At 33.1% G+C, this 19,715-nt stretch carries 21 protein-coding genes and 1 tRNA gene; 2 read left to right on the forward strand and 20 right to left on the reverse strand.

Translation table 11 applies throughout. From position 1 onward, the window contains the following. Positions 1–15: 15 nt before the first annotated feature. The 8 genes from CQ022_RS22790 to rbfA form a co-directional block, all read right to left on the reverse strand. Positions 16–189, reverse strand: a complete 174-nt coding sequence (locus CQ022_RS22790) for a hypothetical protein (RefSeq protein WP_165791714.1) — start codon at positions 187–189, stop codon at positions 16–18. Positions 190–219: 30 nt separating this feature from the next. Continuing rightward, the gene (locus CQ022_RS22795; RefSeq protein WP_165791713.1) at positions 220–384 is read right to left on the reverse strand and encodes a bacteriocin-like protein; all 165 of its coding nucleotides are present in this window, start codon (positions 382–384) and stop codon (positions 220–222) included. A 61-nt stretch (positions 385–445) separates the two neighbouring features. After that, the gene (gene ribD / locus CQ022_RS00430; RefSeq protein ID WP_105684338.1) at positions 446–1,471 is read right to left on the reverse strand and encodes a bifunctional diaminohydroxyphosphoribosylaminopyrimidine deaminase/5-amino-6-(5-phosphoribosylamino)uracil reductase RibD; all 1,026 of its coding nucleotides are present in this window, start codon (positions 1,469–1,471) and stop codon (positions 446–448) included. Positions 1,472–1,533: 62 nt separating this feature from the next. Continuing rightward, positions 1,534–3,336 (reverse strand): DUF349 domain-containing protein, encoded by a 1,803-nt coding sequence (locus CQ022_RS00435; RefSeq protein ID WP_105684337.1) that lies wholly within the window; start codon positions 3,334–3,336, stop codon positions 1,534–1,536. A 74-nt stretch (positions 3,337–3,410) separates the two neighbouring features. Beyond that, positions 3,411–4,148, reverse strand: a complete 738-nt coding sequence (locus tag CQ022_RS00440) for a shikimate dehydrogenase family protein (protein ID WP_105684336.1) — start codon at positions 4,146–4,148, stop codon at positions 3,411–3,413. 63 nt (positions 4,149–4,211) lie between these two features. Then, entirely contained in the window at positions 4,212–6,002 is a 1,791-nt protein-coding gene (locus CQ022_RS00445; RefSeq protein WP_105684335.1) for an endonuclease, read from the reverse strand. 80 nt (positions 6,003–6,082) lie between these two features. Then, positions 6,083–7,288 carry an ABC transporter permease gene (locus CQ022_RS00450; RefSeq protein ID WP_105684334.1) on the reverse strand — a complete coding sequence of 402 codons (1,206 nt, stop codon included), beginning with the start codon at positions 7,286–7,288 and terminating at the stop codon, positions 6,083–6,085. Positions 7,289–7,291: 3 nt separating this feature from the next. Next, positions 7,292–7,651: a 30S ribosome-binding factor RbfA gene (gene rbfA, locus CQ022_RS00455; protein WP_027373534.1), complete on the reverse strand. Its 360-nt coding sequence runs from the start codon at positions 7,649–7,651 to the stop codon at positions 7,292–7,294. Positions 7,652–7,744: 93 nt separating this feature from the next. Between rbfA and mce the strand changes: the two genes are divergently transcribed. Both mce and CQ022_RS00465 read left to right on the forward strand, forming a co-directional pair. After that, positions 7,745–8,143: a methylmalonyl-CoA epimerase gene (gene mce / locus CQ022_RS00460; protein WP_105684333.1), complete on the forward strand. Its 399-nt coding sequence runs from the start codon at positions 7,745–7,747 to the stop codon at positions 8,141–8,143. 62 nt (positions 8,144–8,205) lie between these two features. Next, a tRNA-Ile gene (locus CQ022_RS00465) sits at positions 8,206–8,279 on the forward strand. Between the two features lie 269 nt (positions 8,280–8,548). Here CQ022_RS00465 and CQ022_RS00470 read toward each other — a convergent pair. From CQ022_RS00470 to CQ022_RS22800, 12 genes are all read right to left on the reverse strand, one after another. After that, positions 8,549–9,406, reverse strand: a complete 858-nt coding sequence (locus CQ022_RS00470; protein WP_123864362.1) for a GLPGLI family protein — start codon at positions 9,404–9,406, stop codon at positions 8,549–8,551. A 10-nt stretch (positions 9,407–9,416) separates the two neighbouring features. Further along, positions 9,417–9,743: a thiol-disulfide oxidoreductase DCC family protein gene (locus CQ022_RS00475; protein ID WP_105684331.1), complete on the reverse strand. Its 327-nt coding sequence runs from the start codon at positions 9,741–9,743 to the stop codon at positions 9,417–9,419. A gap of 11 nt (positions 9,744–9,754) precedes the next feature. Further along, positions 9,755–10,291 carry a hypothetical protein gene (locus CQ022_RS00480; protein WP_105684330.1) on the reverse strand — a complete coding sequence of 179 codons (537 nt, stop codon included), beginning with the start codon at positions 10,289–10,291 and terminating at the stop codon, positions 9,755–9,757. A gap of 18 nt (positions 10,292–10,309) precedes the next feature. Continuing rightward, positions 10,310–10,987 carry an ATP-binding cassette domain-containing protein gene (locus CQ022_RS00485; protein WP_105684329.1) on the reverse strand — a complete coding sequence of 226 codons (678 nt, stop codon included), beginning with the start codon at positions 10,985–10,987 and terminating at the stop codon, positions 10,310–10,312. Continuing rightward, a complete protein-coding gene (locus CQ022_RS00490; protein WP_105684328.1) occupies positions 10,980–11,879 on the reverse strand; it encodes a hypothetical protein in 900 nt (299 codons plus the stop codon). Before CQ022_RS00490 ends, CQ022_RS00485 begins: the two co-directional genes overlap by 8 nt. Continuing rightward, on the reverse strand, positions 11,872–12,621 hold the full coding sequence (locus CQ022_RS00495) for a hypothetical protein (RefSeq protein WP_123864363.1): 750 nt from the start codon (positions 12,619–12,621) through the stop codon (positions 11,872–11,874). Before CQ022_RS00495 ends, CQ022_RS00490 begins: the two co-directional genes overlap by 8 nt. A gap of 145 nt (positions 12,622–12,766) precedes the next feature. Then, positions 12,767–13,405, reverse strand: coding sequence for a hypothetical protein (locus tag CQ022_RS00500; protein WP_123864364.1), 639 nt, complete (start codon positions 13,403–13,405; stop codon positions 12,767–12,769). Between the two features lie 51 nt (positions 13,406–13,456). Further along, positions 13,457–13,660: a hypothetical protein gene (locus tag CQ022_RS00505; RefSeq protein WP_123864365.1), complete on the reverse strand. Its 204-nt coding sequence runs from the start codon at positions 13,658–13,660 to the stop codon at positions 13,457–13,459. Positions 13,661–14,118: 458 nt separating this feature from the next. Beyond that, the gene (locus tag CQ022_RS00510; protein WP_105684324.1) at positions 14,119–14,964 is read right to left on the reverse strand and encodes a thiopeptide-type bacteriocin biosynthesis protein; all 846 of its coding nucleotides are present in this window, start codon (positions 14,962–14,964) and stop codon (positions 14,119–14,121) included. A gap of 9 nt (positions 14,965–14,973) precedes the next feature. Further along, complete coding sequence (locus CQ022_RS00515; protein ID WP_105684323.1) at positions 14,974–17,202, reverse strand: lantibiotic dehydratase family protein; 2,229 nt, start codon at positions 17,200–17,202, stop codon at positions 14,974–14,976. After that, positions 17,203–19,383, reverse strand: a complete 2,181-nt coding sequence (locus tag CQ022_RS00520) for a prolyl oligopeptidase family serine peptidase (RefSeq protein WP_105684322.1) — start codon at positions 19,381–19,383, stop codon at positions 17,203–17,205. Positions 19,384–19,389: 6 nt separating this feature from the next. After that, the gene (locus CQ022_RS22800) at positions 19,390–19,557 is read right to left on the reverse strand and encodes a hypothetical protein (RefSeq protein ID WP_165791711.1); all 168 of its coding nucleotides are present in this window, start codon (positions 19,555–19,557) and stop codon (positions 19,390–19,392) included. Positions 19,558–19,715 lie beyond the last annotated feature (158 nt).

The following is a 19,715-nucleotide window of genomic DNA, read 5'->3' on the forward strand; positions in this document are numbered from 1 at the left end:
AGATTTTTAAACTTTTTAAGTACATAAATCCTCAGGAATCAAGCATAAATAGCTTGTAGGACCACAAAAATCCGTAGGGCATTTATCTCTGCATCTCGTAGGCTGTCCATCAGGTAGAGTACAGTTTACAAAAACTCCTCCCTGGATTACTTTTAAGCCGGATCTTGATATTTTTTTCAAATCTTTCATAGTATCATTTTTTATTGAATACTATTGGGATTAGCATGAGAATGTTCCGTCTGCCCAAGGGGGTGGGCAACTCATACTGGATGGAGTAGCACAGCAATGCTGCAATGAAGGTGGATAAAATGAACAGCATTCAGGAGCATTTCCACCGTTTACTTTTTTTAGATTCTGTCGTGAAACTTTCTTTACATTTTTCATAGTAATTTTTTTGTGTAACTAATGTAAATAAATTATTTCATTTCACGGTGATAAAAAAGTTTTATTTTGCTTTGAAAAAAGAGATTGTATTGTCTCTGAAGCTTTCAGTTTTAGCGTTTGAATGATTGAATTCCGGGGCTTTTGTTCCGTTTTCCAGTTTCAGATTTTCATTCTTAATAACAATGGCTTCGTCCCAAAGATCAGCATTAATAAACTGCTGCAGCGTAAAACGGCCGCCTTCAATAATGACAGATTGTATCTGTTCTTTGTATAAGGCTTCCATCAATTCCGGAAGAAAATTATCCTTATTGATTTTTATGAATTGAATATGTCCTTCAGTAGATTCTTTTGTAGAATTTAAAACCAATGTTCTTGCTTCATTGCTGTAAATATTGAAATTGGCCGGAACTTTTAAATCAAAATCAATCAGAATTCTGACAGGATTTACGCCTTCTGTATTTCTTACAGTGAGACTTGGGTTGTCATGCAAAGCGGTTTGAGTTCCTACCAGAATGGCATGCTCGTCAGCTCTCAACTGATGAACAAACTGATTCACCAACGTATTGGAAACAGCAGTTGGTTTAAAATCTTTATCCAAAAATCCATCACCGGATTCTGCCCATTTTAGAATGATATAAGGTCTTTCCTTTTCGTGATAAGTGAAAAATCTTTTGTTAAGTTCAATGCACTCTTTTTCCAGGATTCCGGAAACGGCTTCAATTCCTGCATCCTGAATGATTTTTTTTCCTTTACCATTCACTTTATCATGGGAATCCATTGCTCCAATGACTACCTTTTTAAATCCTAATTCTTTAATCTTTAAAGCACAAGGAGGCGTTTTTCCATAATGAGCACAAGGCTCCAGAGATACATAGATCGTTGATTCCGGAATAAGATCTTTATTTCTGACCGAATTGATAGCATTGATTTCAGCATGGTTTTCTCCGGCTTTATGATGGTAACCCTCGCCAATGATTTCCCCGTTATGTACAATCACACTTCCCACAAGTGGATTAGGATACGTGTTGCCAAGTGCCTTCTGAGCCAGCTCGATGCATCTTTTGATATAAAATTCGTCGTTGTTCATAGTATAAAAAGAAAAAGCGAAGACAAATTGCTTTGCTCCGCCTTTATTTATTTTGTTATCTGTTATTCTCCGCTGATGATGCTGTGGAGATTTTGTTTTAACGTTTCAAGATGAGCTTTTTTCTCATCAATGGTGTTGTACGTATCTTTTAATAGAGGATTTTCTCTTGACGGTTTGTTGAAGAAAGAAAGGTTGTTTTCCAGTTTTACAATTTCTGCCTCAAGATCAGAGATTTGATTTTTGATCTTTCTTGCTTTGTCGGTAAGCTGATTTTCAGATAAGCCTTCTTCTTTCAGTTCAAGTTCGTTGATTTTGTTTATTTTCAATTTCTCTCTTAATGTTTTGTTGAATTCAGAGTTGATTGAAATTTTATCTCTAGGAACTTTTCCAATATTATTCCATGAAGTTTTGATCTGTTCAATTTTTTCGATGCTGCCTTCTTCATTGGAAACTTCTTTAAGTTCATCCAGAAGAGCTTTTTTGTTCTTGTAGTTCTCCTTCCAGTTGTCAGTAGAGGTATTGCTTTTCTCTCTATAGTTGTTGAAGAACGCATTACAGGCATCACGGAACTCATCCCAGATTTTATTGGTCATACTCTTAGGAACGTGACCTATTTTTTTCCAGTCTTCCTGAAGCTTTTTGAATAACGGAACAGCAATATCCCATTCCTCATTATTCATATTATCCTGTGCAGTCTGGATCAGTTTTAATTTTTCTTCAAGATTAGCTTGCTGAGAACCTTTCAACGATTTGTAGTAGTTGTTTTTCGTTGTGTTAAAACCTCTTAGAGTCGTTTTGAAATCATTCCAGTTTTGGTTGGAAAGTTTTCTTGGAACACTTCCTGTTTTTAAAAAGTCAGAGCGAAGATCTTCCACTCTTTTGATGGAATTCTGCCAGTAGTTGTGGTTAGGCGTTTCTGAAGGTTCAGAAAGTTTCTTGATTTCAGCAATGATCTCGTTCTTCCTTTCAAGGTTAACGGCCTGTTCTTTTTCGATAGAAGCAGAAAGTTCAGATTTTCTTTCGTGAATTTTGTTGGAAATTTCTTTGAATTCTTCCCATGTTTTTTCACGGAATTCCTCTGCTACGGGTTCAGCTTCTTCTTTCCATAATTTATGAAGGTACTGAAGCTCATTTAAAGCTTTTTGAATTACCGGTTCGTTTTCCAGTTCTTTAGCTCTGGCTATAATATGCTCTCTTTTTTCCAGGTTGTGGCTGTATTCCTGTTCCAAAAACTCTTTGTTCAAATCCAGCATCTGATAAAACTGATTCAGGTGGTGGAAATAGTTATTGTTAAGAATTTTGAATTCAGATTTTGCAACCTGTCCGGCTTTTGACCAGTCTTCTTTAATCTCACGGATGGATTTGAAAAGATTGATTCCGGGTTCAGAGTTGGTATAAAGATTTTTAAGTCTTTCGATAATACTTTGGCGGTGGTCAAGATTTTTCTTTTGCTCTTCTTCCTGTCCTTTCTGGAAGTCTTCATGTTTTTCTCTGAAGATATTGACCAATGCAGAATACTTAGTCTGAGAAGGGTGTTCATAGCTGAAATTTTCAGCAGGATTTCCGGCTTCTACATATTCATGTTTTTTATCCTCCACTTCATCATGGATGTAATGACTTGCTTTTTCCTTCAGTTGGTTGAATCTTTTGAAATTCTCACCAGCATTGGGAGTGTTGATGATTTTTTCCATTTCCTTTAAAGCATCAGCAAGGGAAATTTCTTCTTCATGTTCTTCCAGGTGTTCTGCTGCATCATCTTCATGTTGGTTTGCATCATGAGAAACTGCGTTTTCTGATGTGTCCTGAGATACTTCGTTAGGATTTTTCTTTTCTTCGTTTTCAGAAAGATTGTTTTCTGTAGTCATAGCAAATCTTTTATGTGAGTGGCGTTAATATCCTTTAAATATAGCTGAAAGGCCAATTAAAGCACTAATTTATGTTATTTTTTTTGAAAATTCCAAATTTCCCAAGCTTTTTCTGCTTGCTGTTCAAGCATATAATATCCATTCACGGTCTTTGCTCCTTTTTCAGAGGCATTGATGATGAATTGAGTGTAGTTGGGGTTGTAAATCAGATCAATAACCAGGTGGTCTGAAGAAAGCCCGTCAAAAGGAAAGTTCAGACAGTCTTTAACATTCGGGAAAGTACCTACCGGTGTACACTGAATGATAATTTTATGCTCTGCAACAGTTTCCTGATCAAGATTTTCAAAATTGATTTCCGTACTTCTGGAAATGGTCACAGAAGGAATATTATGTTTGTCTAATGCATATTTGACAGCCTTTGCAGCACCTCCGTTGCCTAAGATCAAAGCTTTGTCCTGGGAAGGTTTTCTGTGTAAAAGAAGAGTCTTTTCAAACCCAAAAGCATCTGTATTATAGCCTGTCTTTTTACCATCCTGAATAAGAACACAGTTGACAGCGCCTATTTTCTCAGCTTCATCACTTAATTCATCAAGATAATCGATTATTTTTTCTTTGTAAGGAATGGTAACATTAAATCCTAACAGCTCCGGAGACGCAAAAAGATTTTCCACTTCATTGATTTCATTCAGATCAAAAATATCGTAGGAGAAATTCTGCAGCATGAGCTTTTGGAACTTGTTTTCGAAGAATTTTTTAGAAAAAGAATAGGAAATATTTCTTCCTATCAATCCTAATTTTTTATTGGAATCCATACATCAAAAATAAAAAAAAAGACCGGATAAATCCGGCCTTTGATTTGAAATATTTTTTAATAATTAATCTACGATAAATTTAGTAGAGAATTGGTCTGCTTTCAGAATGTAAGTTCCTTTTACCAAGCCTTTAAGACTGATTTTGTTTGAATGTCTGAAAGGATTAACAATTGTTTCAATTAATTTTCCTGAAAGATCATAGATACCAGCTTTTGAAATTTTGTCAAGGTTGTCACCTTTTACAAATAATTCATTATTTCTTACCGGGTTAGGGTAGATAGTAAATGCTGATTGAGCTTTTTGGTTTTCAACAGTAGCTAACGTACCGAAACATGTCCAGATAAGGTCATCCAAAGCAACTCTGTTGGTCGTAGAAGAGTTTGTCAGCTTAATGACAACGTTTCCACTTACGTTTATATTGTTAAGGGTAGTTGTTGTTGCCACATTACTGTAAGGAATAGTTCCTACATTAACATCGTTTACAAAAACATTGATATTACCAGCGCTTCCGGAGAATTTCAACTGTGTGGTTAAAGTTAAACTCTGAATTCCGCTTGAAAGGGTTGAGCTTGTTAAGTTACCATTTCTGATGGTAATGGCTTTGTTGTTGATGGTCTGGTCAACTCTTGCATCAGTTGCGGTCCAAGAAATTCCGTTGTTCGTCCAGGTTGCTGTCATGTAAGTGTTTGCTGCTCCGGTGATCATTTCAAAATCCTCCGTTCCACAGCTTCCGCCTCCGGCAGGAACGTCAAGAGTCGTTGCTGTAGCAGTTGTACTTTGTGGAGAAGAGTTTCCGAAAGCATCTTTAGCAATTACATAGAACGTATATTGAGTAAGTGGAGCTAATCCTGATACAATCGTAGATGTTGTTGTACCGGAAACCGTAGCTTTTAATGTACCGTTTGCATAAACCTGGTAAGTAGTTACTCCCACATTATCCGTAGCAGCTGTCCAGCTTACAGCGATAGAGTTTGAAGTAGGGTTGTTGGCTACAAGGTTGGTTGCTGCTGTAGGAGCCTGGTTGTCAATTACCGGAGATCCCCAGATTTGGGAAACATATTCAGGGTGATCAATGAAAGGGTTTCTGTTTCCCTGATAAGTATAAGAAGCATTGTTTCTTGCAATCTCTTCCGCAGATACAGGATCCATTGCATTCCATATTAAATACTGATTGAGTGCCCAAGGCTGTAGTCCCGGGAATGGTGTATTGCCAAGCATATCACCGGAAGTGAAATTGGAAAGTTTGTCTTCGTATCTTGTTACAAAATAAAGGAACATCCTGGCAATATCTCCTTTAAAAGCATCAATGGGTTCAAATACAGTACCAGAGTATCCTGCTGATACGGAGGTGCCTAATTTTGATCCGTTTTTCGAAGTAAAAGAAGTGTTACCAACGATTCCGAAAGGGTAGTTGGATCTCATTCCGTTTACTTTTCCATCTGTAGCACGGATAAAATGAATATCAGCTACCATGGGAGAAGCGCTGTTGAATAAACTCTGAGGAATAACGTGTTCTCTGTTGTAGCAGTCACCTTCATTAGAGTAGCCATTAGATCCACATTGGTTGGTTCCCAGGGTGAAATTATATTGGTCCGGTCCATTTGGATTTTCAGAATAAATATCCAGAATAGTTCCGTCATTCTCATAAAAATAGTCGCGGTCAGTGGTCGCATAACCTGTCCATAAGCCACCATAGCCATTATCTATATGTCCATTGGTGATAATGTTCTTAAGAGCTGTTTTAAGAGCTGCACCTGTTAATCCAGCCGGTTGATTGTAATATCCAGCCGGAGCCTGTGCTAAAGCGCTGATAAATGTCAGACTTAATAGAAAAAAAGATAAAATTCGTTTCATTTCTTTAAAATTGGGGCGTAAAGGTACGAAAAAATGAAACCGAAGTATATTAACTTAATGTAATATATAAACTTAGAATATTAGTTTTTAGTAATATATTCTTTACTGATTTTTGAAAAGAACCATGAAATTGTGATTCCAAATAAGGATGCTGTAAGTGCTACGATAAGGTAATTTTTGCCCACAATTTTCACAGGGAATGGAAGAACTTCATTAGCTCTGAAAAACTCTGTGTAGAGCTGGAAGTAGCAAAGTGCTGTTCCAAGAATCAAGCCGGTAATCACTCCGGAAATAACAATCAGGATTCCGGTGTAGAAATAAGTCATTCTTAAATGGCTTAAAGGGAATCCAAGTGATATCAATGATTTTGCCTGCTCTTTTTTATCAAGCTGAAGGATGATAATAGCTCCGGCAAGATTAAAAGTGGTAATAAAAATGACAAGGGCAAAAATCAGGTAAATAAAAAGTTTTTCCGTGTTGATCATTTTCCAGAAAGCAGCATTTTCTTCTTCCTTGGTTTTAATCTCAATATTTTTCCCAAGCGAAGAAAGCAGGCTTTGTTTTACTGCATCTGCATTTTCCGGATTTTTCAGTTTAATAACAATCTGGTAAGCCGATTTTTTTGGAAGACTAAGTAATTCCTCTGTAAGCTCAATAGGAGAGATGATATAGTTATCCAGTTGATCTTTTCCAGGGAAAACGCCTGTTACCAAAATATCTCTTTTGTTGTAGATATCTTCTTCCTTACTGATAATCCCTGTTCCCGGTTTGGGCATAAAGATGGTCGCATAATGATTGGAAGAATCCACAGGGATTGAAAGTCTGTTATCCAGACTGTTTTCCATCAATACTTCATTCGAATATCTGAAACTTGGGTAAGTTCCATAGAACACCTCTTTATTAATAGGGTTTACTTTGATATAAGCAGAATCAACACCTCTTAAATAAGCAATGTCACCCTTGCCATTGAAACTGATGTACACTTTCTCTTCAATAACACGGGAGAAGCTTTTGATTTCTTTATTGTTACCCAAAACTTTACTGACGTTATCCAGATTTTTGATGGTTTTTCCGGAAGTACTTTTTAAAGTAAGATCAGCATGAAGATTGGAAATAAGGTCTTTGTTCAGGTCTTCGAGGCCTGAAAAAACAGAAATGATGACGAACATTGCAGTCACAGCAACCGTCATGGCACCTACAGCCAGCCACGTAATGAACGTAACGGCAGTACTTCCTTTTTTAGCTAAAAGGTATCTGGATGCTATGTAAAATGCAATATTCTTCAAGATCTATAAAACAGGATTGTCGCCTTCGCCTCTTAATTCTCTTTCCAGTTTTTCAACATCATCAAGAGCGGTATCCAGGTAAAAGTTCAGTTGTGGAATGATACGTACCTGTTTTGCCATCTTTTGGCCAATGAAATTTCTGTATTGAGGTTTGTTTTCTTCAATCTCCTTCATGACAGCGGTACGGAATTCCTGCGGGAAAATGCTTAAATAAATCTTAGCAATTCCTAAGTCGGCAGTTACTTTTACATCTGAAACAGATACCAATATGCTCTGTTTGCTTTCTGAAGCCTGTTTGCGGAAAAGCTCTGCGAAGTCTTCCTGAATGATCTGTGCTACTTTTCTTTGTCTGTTACTTTCCATAATTTCTGCAAATTTAGTACTTTTGTTTGAATTGATACTTTGAAATTCAACTGCAGTATCAAATTTACGATTTAATTATATTTATTAATAGTTATGAAGCTAGAACATATTGGTATTGCTGTAAAGTCTTTAGGCATTTCTGATGAACTTTTTACGAAACTCTTAGGAAAAGAATCCTACAAAAAAGAAACTGTAGAGAGAGAAGGTGTGGTGACTTCTTTTTATGAAACCGGGGAGAGCAAAATCGAATTGCTGGAAGCCAGCAATCCTGAAAGTCCGATCTCAAAATTCATCGATAAAAAGGGGGAAGGCATCCATCATCTGGCATTTGGGGTTGAAAATATACTGGAAGAAGTAAAAAGATTGAAAAAAGAAGGGTTTCAGTTTATCTCCGAAGAACCGAAAGAAGGTGCTGATAACAAATTAGTTGTATTCCTTCATCCAAAGTCTACCAACGGAGTACTGGTAGAACTTTGCCAAGAAAAGCAATAAAAAATTTTGTAGTGAAAGAAATTTTACTATTTTTGCAAACACAAAATTTAACCAAATTTTGAGGTCCTATAGCTCAGTTGGTTAGAGCACCTGACTCATAATCAGGTGGTCCCTGGTTCGAGCCCAGGTGGGACCACAATAAAATCAAGCACTTACAGAAATGTGAGTGCTTTTTTTATTTTCCAAGTTTGAAATTTGTAGAACAATTGGGGTAAACAGGGCAATCTTTAATGATTAATTAAGGTAAAATCTTATTGGAAAAGAGAAGTAAATCATTGATAGTGTGTGTGATTGTAACTTTCTGATAAACAGATGGTAATTGTGTTTTCTGAATTTATAGTTTCCGACATAATAAGACAAAAAAACAGGACAATACTGCCCTGCCTATACTTTTAATTAAATACTTTATTCTCTTTCAATAGGATTATTGTTAAGCTTATAAGATTCTTTTATTTCTTTTCCTTGTTTCTCAATAAAGTCTTTTACCTTCATGTCTGTTCCAGGCATTGTCATACCTAATAATTGAGGGGTTAGCTCATTTCTCATGGCAGCTAAAGGGTCTTGTTTGTAATTTTCGAATGTTTTTGTGAATCTTCCTTTTTCTACGATCTTCACATTACCACTGGTAAATTTTTTAACCAGTGAATCTTCACTGTTATCCTTAGCTTTTCTATTTCCTTTTAAGGTAAATGAATAATGTTGTTGATCGTCTTCTATTTTTACAATTAATCCGGGTAAACCATTAAATTTATAGGGGCCGTCATTAAAGGGAAGATCCTGACAAAACCAGGCAATCCATTTTCTTCCGCCAAAATTTAATGTTGCTTTTTGAGCATTATATTCGCCGATTTTTTGTGTTTCTTTCTGAATTTTCCAATCAAAATTTAATTTTTCCTGATAGCCAAATGTAATAGGAGTCAATCCGTTCATAATATCTTCAGTATATTGAACTTCCATATCAGGCTGTTTTTTGGTTACAGAATAGGTAAACCTAACATTGGGAAGAGCTGTTTGATTTTCATAGATACCTGTTTTTTGCATTTTTTTAAATACTTCGTTGGAGATCGAATCTGAAACGATTAACTGATAATCTTTAAAGATTGATTGATCTTTTTTAATATCCAAAACCATCATTGCTGTTTCATTTCTTAAAGAATCTTTTTTAGGTTTATATTGTACTTCATAAAAAAAGCGATTTATTTCCTGGGCTTTGGTTTTGATCGTTATTAAGAAAAGTAATGGTATTATTAATAAGTATTTCATAGGGTAATTTTTAAAAATAGTATCTGTATTTTGCAAAAATTTTATAGCAAAAATCTGTAAAAAAAGTAGGCAAAAAAGAGAAAAAAGAAATAAACCTCCAGGGAGAAGTAAAGTTGGCCAATATTTCAAATATAGCCTTTGATCTTACCCAAACTTCATTGTTATTGACATAATATATGGTTTGAAGATCTATAAATTTTATTCCTTTATCACGAAGAATTTTTCTGGCCTCTTTGCTTCTTACGGATATGATTTCCAGTGTTTCAATGTTTGATTGGCTCCATTTTGAAAACCGGGTGCAAAACTTACATTCAGAATCATAAATAATAACTTTCATTTTGTGAAATTTTAAGTCGTTTGTAAGTCCGAATGATTTTTTATCTTTTTATATTGTGATAAAATGAATAACGAAGAGAATGATCCTGCTAACAGACCTGTAAATATCATCACGCCACTTTGGAGAATAAATGGAATTCTTTTCATGTAATCAATATTTTTTGAGGTTACCGCATATTGTCTGGATATAATCTGCAATGTTTCCGCATATTTTAAAGACAGCGTTTTATCAACCAAAGCATAGACAAAAACATCAATTAAAAAAATCATAATGCTGCTTAGGATAAACGTACAAATGATATAATAAAAATTTGCGATATGATTTATTTCTTCTACACTCTTATATTTCTTTAAGGATAGAAACAAAATAATGGCGGCTATTATAAAAGCAATAAGCAATGAAAAAACAGGGAAAAAGGCAACTGCCGTCATACTGAAATTATCATAAGAAAGAGCGTATGCAAGGCCATAAATGCATCCTGTAAAGGATAAAGCGATCACTATTGAAGTAATAAAAATATACTCCAATGAAATAAGATTATTGTCCATAGAAATTAGTTTTAAATGCTAAATGTTTGTGTAAGAGACCCAATCTTTCTGAATATCTTCTGTAAGATGCGTCCTTATTAAATGGTATTCTTCTGAAAGATAAATTTTAATGAATTTTCCATTTTGTAAATGACCGATATAATCACAGCAATGGGTAAGAGTTTCCATGATGTGAGAACTTATTAAAACGATTTTATTCCTTTTTTTTAATTCATCAATAATAAAATAGAATTTTTCGACACTGTCAAAATCAAGGCCGTTAAATGGTTCGTCAAATAAATATACAGGTCTGTCAATTAAAATATTACAAAGGATTGCAAGTTTCTTTTTTGTTCCTAATGAAAGCTTTTCAACAATAGCATCTGTTGGAATATTAAAGAAATTTGTCAGTTTCTTCATCTTTTCATCCTCGTTTTCATTGATAAACAGACTTAAAATATCACTAACTGATAGGTAAGGGTAAAAATAATTTTCAGATTCCAGATAAGAAATATCTCTTTTACTTATAGGTTGATTTTGTAGTAATATCTGCCCATTGTATTTTGTATTTTGAAAAATAGATTCAAATAAAGTTGTTTTTCCTGCACCATTGCTTCCCAGAACACCAAATATGCGCCCCTCATTTATTTCTAAATTAAGGTTATCTATAACTTCTTTGGCGTTATACTTCACTGTAATATTTTGTATCCTAAACATATTGAGCAATTTTCTTTAAGGCTGATTTTCTATTATTTATTATATAAATTATTGCTGGAATTATCAACCCAATAATAAGGGCAAATTTGAAAAAGTCTGCATCATTGACATGGGTCGTCTTTATTTTTTCATTATAATTTATATACTTATGAATAACAATGATATAATTTGAAAGTAAAAGATAGAGGCTGAAATAAATTATATATTCTCTTTGTAAAGGATTTAAAAATGCAAAGGTGATGAGTGCCGGAATTGAAATCATCCAGCAAATCAAAAAAGAAGACATGATTTTTTTTTCTAATCTCAATTTTGAAAACTGCAGAATGAGAATTTCTTTATTTTCCTGAAATGAATATACATGCAGGAGAATGTGTAGCCAACACAATCCTAATATTATTAAAGTTGCCGGATGATATCCTAAGAAAGCAGATAATAATCCAAAAGAAAAGAAAATTACAATATTCTTTCGGATGTAAGCTTTCCATTCTAATAAGGCATTAGGGATTTTATTGATAAATTTTGGATTTGCAACATATTTTTTAAACTTTAATAAGGGTAAAATGAAGCATAAAAAAACATTTCCTAAAAAGACAAAGTTGTTTTCTTTAAAAATGAAAAATAAATTTATGAATGTCCAAATTATGCAATATTCTAATGCAAGGCTTATATAGAATTGCTTTCCTAAAATATTCTTTAAAAAATTAATATCCTTTCGCGTAAAATGAATGATAAATAAAACAGTGGATGAAATTAATGCATAATAGCTATTGTTATGTGTTTTAAAAAAGACCAGAAACAAAAGTATTATACTTACTAAAAGACCAATATCCATACTTTGGTTTGAAGCTTTAAGTAATAATTTTAATCTCAGTTTCAGATATCTTTTAAGCATATTCTTTACTAAATATTTTTCTTTTGAACAGCAATGCAATTTTTTGAAAATAGACTCCCGCTTTTTTCCATTCCTCATCACTTATGAAAAAACCGTAACACATCATAAATAGAATCTCAAAATCATGAATCATCATAAAAATATAAATTCCCAGATGGATCAGTATTCCAAGTGCGAATACAACGTATTTCCCGGTTTTATGCCAGGCAAGAAAAGGAAATGCTAACTCCCAAATTAAAGTAATATAGGTGGAAAGCGTTACAAAAATTCCATTTTTTGCTAAGATATTATTCATTTCTGTTCCTTTAAATCTTTCTAATTGCAAAGTATAATAAGTGGCCACACCACTGAACCACACTTTAGCATTGAATTTGAATATGGCAGAAACGAAATAAATCAAAGATAAATGAATTTTTATAGATAAAACTGATATTTGATTGACAAAATAGCTGATACTGTCTTTTTTTTGCTCGGTACTGTTATTCAAGGTAAAATATCGGTAACAATCTGTAAAAATCATGTATAGTAAAAGAAACTTCAGCAAGTTATCACCACCATTTAATATAAAAGGATAGGCTCTTTGAACGATTTCCACAGAGATATATAACAATAATGGAGTGATATACCTGAAAATTCCAAAGGCAAATAAAATACTTAGCAACAATATGACACTAAGAATGATATTAATGTTTTGAAAAATAGTAGACTGATGAATACCAAATAGCTGAAATATCTGATTCACCGGAGCTGCTTTCAAAAATGTAGCATCAGTGATTAAATCCTTATTAAAAAATAGTTGTAAGTATTTTTTAAACACATGTATTGATATCAATATCCTGAAAACAGAAAGGTATATATAGTGATTTGAATGGAATAGTTTTTTCATTTTAAAAAGGATATGGATTGAATGCAATTACTTTAGATTCTACATTGGGCTTTTTACTTTCTCTATTGGCAAACTTTTTAATTTCTTCAGAATTTATGTTTATAGTTACATATTTTACTGACTTTAATTTCTCTACGGACATTTTATCTTTTCCAACAATCTTTGCATAGTCTTTCAATAAAAGAAAACCTTGAACCTGTTCAGGGACTTTGTTGAGTCTTTCTACTGCAAGAAGATTTGCATTGTGAAGATCTAATCCGGGCTGTTCGGTGTTTATTTCAGTTCTTTCTTTCACGATTGTATTCACAATACCTTCAATAGATCCATAAATTGTATAATCTACCATTTCGGCTCTACCATTAAATGGTCTTGTATTTCGTTTTGATTCTATAATTGAAGAATAAACTTCGAAAGCGGCGATTGCATTTTTATTTTCATCCAGATAAGTAAAATAAAGCTTGTAGTTAAATTGCGGTGGAGGAGCAAAAAAACTCCACTTTTGAGCAAAAAAGGTAGAAAATATTTTCATCTCTTTTTGATACTCAATTTTTATAAAATTATTGGGTGAATTATATAAAAATGTAAAAAGCCAATAAATTGATACACAAGTGACTATAAGTATTTTAATTGCTTTTTTCATAATTATTGGGAAAAAAATGGCCCATTATACTAATGAGCCATTAAATCATTATTAGTCTAAGTTCTGAGTGCTTGCTGAAACCTCATCTGTTGCATGTAGACCATCTACTATAGCTGAAACAACCATTACTGCAAGAAGAACGGTACCGGCAACAGCAGATACACTTGAACCTGGAGGAAGTGCCTGGCGTGATGTGTTAGAAGACTGTACTTGGTCACCATAAGCGATACCTTGTGCTTTAACTACATTAGGCACTAAGAAATTTAATGCAAATACGAATGCCATTCCACCTGCGAAAACTGAGTTTCTGATTTTTTTGTTCATGATAAATTTTGTTTTTTTTTGATAATTAATTTTGCCATATAATCCCTGGCATGGGTGTTTTGCTGATCAGCATTATTTCATTTTTATATTGCGCAGATATTAAAATAAAAAGGTTAAGATTATTTGTTGTTCTAACCAAGGCAAAGATGCGTGTGTTTTTTTGGGGACACAAGAAAAGGATAGCGGGATTTATAAATTTTGGGTGAATATCCTTATGAATTTATAAATTTAGATAAGGAATTTTTAAAATTTAAGTAGTTGTTTATTAGTTTTTTATATTGAATAAAATATCCTGTATAAAAACTTATGAGAAACTAATGTAAAGTTTCTTTGGGGAAGGGAAATAATATCAGAAAACAGAAGTGGAAGCGGTGATTTTGAGAAATTTTTTATAAAAATGATTGATAGGCCATCGTTTTATAATATCTCAATAGGTAATCGTAAATCACCATTTCAAATAATCTCTGTTGAGAAACAAATAATCTATTGATATTCATATGAAAAATGCTCTGAAATAAAATTTGCAGAGGTATTTCTAAAGAGTGGTTGTTCTGTTTATGAAGAATACTCTGCAGCGCTGAATGTTTTTCTTCAATATTATAAATAATAGCATTTCTTTCTTCCAAAAACTCTTTGGAATTAATGAAGTCTACAAATGTAGGTTTGAACTCTCGGTATTTTTTGTCTAGCTGGCTATTGAGTCTTTTATCTGCATTAAATTCTTGTTTAAAAGTAGTATTATAATGTTTGATCCATTCCAGTTTTTTTTGAATGGAAAGATTCAGTTTATTCAACATCTCATCAATGTAAAACAAGCTCACCATGATCTTTTCTTCATCACTGTAATGCAGACATTTCAGCGTAAACTCACTGTTTTTGTGAAAGAGTGTTTCCACTTCTTCCATTGTATTTTTTCCGTACCTTTCCATTTCCCGGTTATAGGTATCGGTCATAATGGTAAAGATCTCTCCACTGTCTATATAAGGCTGAAAAAGTCTGTGGGCTGCAGTAAGAATTTCATTGTAATATTGGGGATCATTTAATTTTAATCTTATCCTCAAATGGGATCTGGGATCATAATACCGTATGAAAAACCACCCGGAGATATAGCCGTTCGTCTGAAAAAATTCTATTAAAGGCTGTATCACTTCTTCAAGGATACTATCAGAAGTTTTTATACCTGTGTATATTTTCAGGTATAACCAATCGCTTCCAGGGATAAAAGTTCGTTGCATTGTTAAATCTTACTTATTTTTATCTTTAATCGCTTTATACATTGGAAAAATAAACTCTCGTCTGAAATGATCATTTTCATCGTATAAAAATTCTTCTATAATGATTGATTTTTCACTTTTAACGGTTTGAATAAAAAGCTTTGCCATGTCATAATTTTCGAGAGTCATGGTTAAAGTATTATCGAATTTAGACCACTGAATCCAGTTTGGAATTTTTCTTTTATTTCTCCAGCTTTTTAGTTCTTCTAAAAAATCTTTTTTGTTATCCTTTACCTGATCTAACAAAAAAATATCTTTTTCTGTAATCTTCCATCGTGCTTTTGAAAGAATGATATTATGGTATTCTATCCTTGGCAAAAATGTATAAATATATTCTAAATCACCCCAGTTAAAATAAAGCCCAGGTCTGATATGCTGTGCATGCAAGTCGGATAGGAAATGATAAACAGGTAATGTATTTGTATAATAATTATGAGCGTTTGTCAGATAAGGGATAACCCTCTTGTTTAGTTTTTTTGAACGTAAAATAATCTCATCATTCTTTAAAGAAATATAAAGATCTTCTGTTGAAATCTGATTTTCTGCAGGCAATAGAGATTGAGCTAAATAAGGAATCTCATACGCTCTCAAAGTAGGTCTCCGTATTATATTTCCTATTCTTGCTTCTGGTAAATGGATGATTTCGGCTAAGATTTCATCAGGTCTGAGCTCTTCTTCTTTTTTAGCAATATTTTTGAGAAGATTCTGTACTTCCGATTTTTCGGAACAAAATCGTCCTAACAGCGTACCTGCACTACTTCCTGTACTTGCATTTAAAAATATTTTTTCCTGATGATTTTCAGAAATGATTTCAGCCATGATAGATGTTGTATCAGGCATATTATCCCAGTTTTCTTCAAAACCTTCAAAATCCGCATCTGTTAGTTTGATACTGTATTGACCGTCTAATAAAGCTTCCTGTAATTTCTTATTAAGTATGATCTGAACCGGAGTAAACTCAATTTTTTTGTTTTGTTTTTCCTGCAGGGTAGGAAGTGCCAAATCTTCTATATAAGGATGGATACCCTTTGAAGATACATTTTGCTTATATCCAATACCTATTTCAGTATCTAAGACATAGAGTAGGGGCATTTCCTGAGTATCAAACTTTTCGGTAAAAGCTTTTTTAAATTTTGAAAATTGATTTTCTTTTTGTGCTAAAGTAATCTTATTCAGAAAACTTATTCCTTTTTTTATTTCCTTTTTCCAACTTGTTGATAAGTAAAAACAAGATTTATTATAGAGATCCGTTTGAAAGAGATATTTTTGTTCATAATCCATTGTAAGGGATTGTACTATCTCTCTGATTTCATCATATAATCGAGTTGGATTCCCAATATTTAAATCCAGTTTCTCCAGCTTATTTTTTAAGGAAACCAACATTTCAGTTTCGTTTTTTATTCCTAATCTGTTGAGAACAGTAATGATAGCGTTTAAAAAATCGGTTCCTGATACATTGGGTTCCAGTTCACTTACAAGAACCTGATTTTCAATTAATTCTTCTACAAATTCTCTTGCATCATTTTCTGTTATCTCTTCATTAATAAGGATATGCGAAATCTCGCTTATGGTTTTCCCTTGTTTTGAAAAATTTATTATTTGCTGTAATTCTGCGGATATTGGGGCAGAGGAAATAATGTATTCTCTTTTTCCTCCTGTATACTGATATTCTATATAACGGATTTTGTGGCCTATTGTATAGATCGTGTTATTAGGCGAAAATAAAAGCTTGTTTTTTACAATTGGTAGCTGTGTAAAATATTGTGCCAGAGAAACAAGTAAATGCATATCCAATTTGGTATCCCGTAATAATTGGTCTGCTGGTAGCTGACATCCTGTTTTGTGGTTGGAAAAGAGGGGTGTTTCTACCGAAAATTTACCTAACCCTATTCCAGAAAATAAGCCGAATGGGGTACAACGTGTACTCATTCGGCTATAATATTTTAGTAGGGTATTTTTTAGCTTGTGATGTTCTTTAGGTGAAAATTGTTTTTCTGAGTTCAGCCATTTATCAAACTCCTCATATAAATTGGAGGAAGCAAGATAAATAGACTCCTTAAAAACAGGATTATTAACAATCTCTTTTAATTTCGCATCTGAAATTTCATCTTGATTGAGCTGTTCCTGAAAGCTCTTTCGTGAGAATAAAGGGGTACGTACTACATACTCATTAAAAAAATCATAAGGGAAACGTGACATTTATTTTCTTGTATGTTCTTTGGGTTGGTAGTCAGGATGTCCTAATTGCCAGAATGCAAAAGTGAATATATCATCAATATTGGTATATCGTTGATCCACTGCAACATTATTTCCATGACCTCCTTCAAAATCTATTTTTAATAATTGAGGATTTGAAGAAATATTATTAAACATTAATTTAGCAGCATATTTTACGGGCTCCCAGACAATAACTCGTTGATCGTTTATTCCTCCGGTTATAAAGGTAGCAGGATATTTTTCTCCTTTTTTAATATGATGATAAGCATCCATTTCCAGTAAATTTTTAAACTCTTTTGGATCCTTAACCGTTCCAAATTCTTTAGGCTGGCCATTAGGAGTTATTTCATCTCTTAGCGGATTCATTACTCCTACTTCAGCAATAACTACTTTAAAAAGGTCTGGTCTCTCTGTCATGGCTCTTCCTACAGTAATTCCTCCTGCACTGGCACCCCAAATCGCTACTTTTTCCTTTGAAGTGTATTTTTCTTTTATCAGATATTCTGTACAGTCTATCAAATCCCTCCATGTATTAGGTTTGGTCTCTTTATATCCTCCTAAACGCCACTCTTCTCCTTTTTCTCCTCCGCCTCTGACGTGAGCTATGGCAACCATTCCACCCTGAAGAACCCATAATAAATAAGTCTTTGAAAAATAAGGATTGTTAGAAATTCCATAAGAACCGTAACTATCAATGAGGGTCATATTCTTACTATCTTTTTTTATATTTTTATTATAGAGTAAGGATACAGGGATTTCTTTCCCATCTCTTGATTTTACAACAATTTCACTCACAACAATATCCTTGAACTCAGGATAATTGGCAACGGGTGCAAGATTTTCTGGTGTAAAAGTATTGGTTTTTAGATCATATCTAAATGTTTGTTCCTCATTTGCCCAACCAGAGCAAGTGATCCAAATATCAGAATAACTTTCACTTTTAGATCTTAAATTAATGTCTCCGGAAGGATAGGGAATCTCAATAGCATGATTTTGCCCGTTTTTATATAAATATAGCTTAGCTTCCACTCCGTTTTTTGTAGTGGTATAGTAAATGCCATCTTTTGTAATTCTGTAACTTTTAATAATTTCATCCTTTTTTTCAGGAATCAAAACTTCACCATTCTTAAAGTCTGGATTGATAATACTGGTTTTACATAACTTATTAAGAGATGTATTATAACCTGATATAAAAAATATTTTATCTTTTTGAAAATCTAAACTCTTTACTTTATCGTCCGGACTGGAAAATAATTTCCAATTTTTTTTACCTGATAACAGATCCTGTTTACTGATGATAAATGTTTTTCTGTAAGATTGGAAATCAACTAACATCCCGATATAATATTGATCCTCGATGTTATAGTCTAAAATTATGGGAAACTGATCTTCGGTAATATGTAAATCTGGATTATTCTTAGCTGAAAAAACGTCTATTGATGTATTGGGATCAGTTCCGATTTTATAGAAGACCGTTTTCGTATTTTTATAAAAATTCTGAGATGTTGGGTCGGTTGTAGAAAATTCCACATAGATAAATCCGGTATTATCATCTGTCCATTTTATTCCATCGAAAGTGGCAGGTGCGGAGTTGGTAATGATTTCAGGATGAACGTATTGGGTTTTTACATCCATAATGATTACTTCTGATACTTCTTTTCCCTTTTCAGACATTGAAACTGCTATTTTACTAGCGTCCCAACTTGGACTGATGTAATTGATAACAAAAGAATGATTTCCTTCTTTCTCTTTATATATGGCAGGATCATATAGTAATATTTCTTTACCTAAAAACCCCTCCCGATAGTATAGTTTAGCGATTTTTTCATCGCCATTTTTCTTTAAATAAAAATATTTGTCATTATTGGTAATTTTCAAATCCGATATAGAATAGCCCTGCCTTCTGTCAAATTCCAGCCTTTTTTCCAGATAATAGTTTTTTTTGGGAATTTGATTTAATATAGAATTTGTATAATTTGTTTGGGATTGCATCCAATTTGTAGTCGAGGAGTTTTGAAGATCCTCTAGATTTCTATATTCATCTATTATTTTAGTTCCAAAATAATTTTCTGTAATAGGTTTTGAAGGTGCTACATTGTTTTTTTGAGCATATAAAGGAAGTACAAATAAGATTGCAATAATGACAAATATTAATTTTTTCATATTTATTTAAGGCTTGATTGTCTGTCTAATGGGAGTATTTGGATCAACATCACCATTGTCATCAAGACCCAGTTGATAACCAAGACCTCCCTTAATTGTTCTTAAATCATTAATCCTCATAATCTGTACTTTTTTTAAAGACAATTTCTTTTGCCCTTTGTTTTCTTTTTTCATGATTGTTCTTGTTAAAAATTATTAGTTCACAAAGAAAGTAATATTTCTTTGACCTAACCAATAAAACATTTATAGATTTATAAATACACGTTTATAAAATGTTAATAAAATAATAATGGTCAATCAGTTAAAATCAAAATGCAGATAATGTATTTTCT

It is taken from the genome of Chryseobacterium culicis (assembly GCF_002979755.1).
GTDB lineage: Bacteria > Bacteroidota > Bacteroidia > Flavobacteriales > Weeksellaceae > Chryseobacterium > Chryseobacterium culicis_A.